At 51.4% G+C, this 2553-nt stretch carries 2 protein-coding genes; both read right to left on the reverse strand.

Features of this window, described 5'->3' with window-relative positions:
* Positions 1-207 precede the first annotated feature (207 nt).
* Entirely contained in the window at positions 208-1218 is a 1011-nt protein-coding gene (locus tag ADA01nite_RS17130) for an Ig-like domain-containing protein (protein ID WP_170230354.1), read from the reverse strand.
* A 135-nt stretch (positions 1219-1353) separates the two neighbouring features.
* Positions 1354-2433: an S-layer homology domain-containing protein gene (locus ADA01nite_RS17135; protein WP_146811515.1), complete on the reverse strand. Its 1080-nt coding sequence runs from the start codon at positions 2431-2433 to the stop codon at positions 1354-1356.
* Between the last annotated feature and the right edge of the window lie 120 nt (positions 2434-2553).

The following is a 2553-nucleotide window of genomic DNA, read 5'->3' on the forward strand; positions in this document are numbered from 1 at the left end:
GTTTAAACAGAATGGGTTTGTTGTCACGGACGAGCAGATTGTGCTGAAGTTCAAAAACGACAAACCGCTGCTTGCGGGGCTTCTCACCGCAAAAGCTGCGCAGAAGCGTGGTAATCCTGCCGTGTTTCCTGCCCATAGCCTTGCCTCTGCCCGTGGGAAACTTCCTGCCGGTACGCGAGGTGTTCGCAGGAAAGAATCCCACGTGCTTCAGCCGTGGGAGAAGGTCAATGATAAAACGCGCTCATTTTCCGGTTCAATCGTCACATCGGTTTGAGCGATAACAACGCCTTTGATTTTGACGGATATTGTGGTTGTGCCGGATTTGTGGGCATGGAGTTTGCCTTTGGCGTCAATGGTTGCGACTTCCGGATTGGAGGATTCCCACTCAATGCCCGAGCGGATTGTCCAGTAGCCAGGGAAGTCCACTTTCAGCGTAACCTGCTTTTCTTTGCCCGGCGTCAGTTTGCCCGGATGAACGATGATGTCTACATAGTTGCGAGCAAATGCGCGGATAAGAATGTCGCGGACTTCGTTATTCGGGTCAAATTCCCGCACCAGCCGCTTGCGGATCGCGATCACATCTTCTGGAGTGATGCCGATTTCGGCCAGTTTCTGACCGAACTTCTTGAACTCGCCGTGCTTCATCATGCGGGCAATTGCATTGTTAATGATATCGTCCAGTGGTCTGTTGATGTTCAGCATGTGGTCCATGATAATATCAGCCGCTACCTGCTTTTGCATCATCTTCGCAAACTTCAGCAGGTCTTCCTGCTTGAATTCGGTGCCGAAGACTTTGGTCCAGGTATGGTAGTGCTCTTTCTTAAATGTAAGCAGCGATTCGATCGTATCGCCCGGCGTATACAGCAAAGCGACCATGTCACGCAGCATGGCAGACGCTTCTTCGACCGTTACGTCCTTAGCCTTCAGCTTTTCTATAACTTCCGGGTTCTGAAGAATCTGATCGCGCCACCAGTCAAGCGGCTTTGCGGTTACTTGATCACGCACCTGGCGCAATTTGTCTTTTTCTGCCGGAGTCAGGGACTGAAACATAGTAATAGCGGCTTCCTTGTATCGTTGCACCTGCTTGATTTCCGACGGATTTAAGCTATTGGGCGAAGCAGCCAATGTGGAAGATGGCAGGAATGCCGCGGCGGACGGGACAGCGACAGAGATAGCGACGAGGGAAGAGACAAAACGACAGCGTAGTGTGCTTTTCATCGTGCAGAAACCTCCTTGATATGATGATCTATTGGTAAAGGAAGAAAACGGGCCATGATTAAATGAAATGAGGGAAGAAGAGTGATATACCAATAAAAAGCCCCGCAGCATAGAGGCTGTGAGGCTAGCATTTGATTACTCGTTTTCATGCGCGAAGCTATAGACTTTGTGAATCAGCACGGCGGCTTGCGCACGGTTGGCTTTTTCTTTCGGACCGAACATGCCGCCGCTCATGCCATTGAGAAGTTTTTGTTCCGTAAGGGCAGCGACATCTTTTTGCGCCCAGGAGGCAATGCGGTTTTTATCTTTAAATTGATTGAGTGTATCTGTTTTCTGCTCCGTTGTCTTTATTAGCTGTGCTGCTTCCATGGCGCGGGCCGTCATCGCAGCCATTTGCTCGCGTGTAATCGGCGCGTTCGGATCGAATTTGGTTTTGCTGACGCCGCTGACAATGCCGAGCTTAGCCGCGGTGGCAACGTCGAGTGCAAACCAATCGTTTTGCTTAATATCTGTGAATGGCGCTTTTGGCGGGTTGGATACTTTTTGATTCAGCTTAAGCGCCTGAATGAGAAGGCGCGTATATTGGGCCCGGGTAACGTTGTCCATTGGCGCGAATTTATCTTCGGCTACGCCGGCCAGGATTCCTTCTGCCACAAGCGTCTGGATGGCATCTTTGGCCCACGGCGCTTTTTCCAGATCGACAAATTTAGGTGTCGGCTTCGTACCTTGCTCCGGGTCAGCCGGTATGTCCGTAGACGGTGCAGGCGTTTCCGGTTGTTTCGGAGCTTCTGACTGTTCCGGTGTTTCTGGTTGCTCCGGTGTCTCCGGTTGCGCAGGAGGCGTTACCGGGGAGTTGGTGACCTCGTCTCTGGCTTTCATGGCGTCCTCAACGGTGATATCCGCTTCCTCTACCTCTTTTTTGATTTCCTGATACTTCTGCGGATCAACGGTTTCACGCAGCGCGTCTTCCGCTACCTGCTCCAGCGGCTTGTCCGGATTCATAAGCATATCGGTCATCGCCTTCTGCTGAATTGCGGCCTTCTCTTCCGGCGTCAGCTTCTCCAGCATCTCCTTCATAACATCTTTCTTTTCTTCGCTTACGGCTGGCTCTGCCGCACTTACCTGCGGTGCTGCAACTCCGGCCACAGGCAGCGCAACCGACGCCGCTAACAGCGACATAGCCAACTTCCGACGGAATCCACTATTTTTCTCCATAACCTTAGCCTCCCAAGTTGGAATTATCAGAAATATGTCAACAAAACCACCATAGCCGATGAGCCGCAATCCCTGCCATGAAAATAAAAAGAGGGACGGCTGTCTTTTGTGGTATGAAGG

The organism is Aneurinibacillus danicus (assembly GCF_007991215.1).
GTDB classification, from domain to species: domain Bacteria; phylum Bacillota; class Bacilli; order Aneurinibacillales; family Aneurinibacillaceae; genus Aneurinibacillus; species Aneurinibacillus danicus.

Bases quoted from the DNA above. Each gene is read 5' to 3' on its own strand.
- ADA01nite_RS17135 (WP_146811515.1), bottom strand. From the start codon at position 2,433: ATGGAGAAAAATAGTGGATTCCGTCGGAAGTTGGCTATGTCGCTGTTA.
- ADA01nite_RS17130 (WP_170230354.1), bottom strand. From the start codon at position 1,218: ATGAAAAGCACACTACGCTGTCGTTTTGTCTCTTCCCTCGTCGCTATC.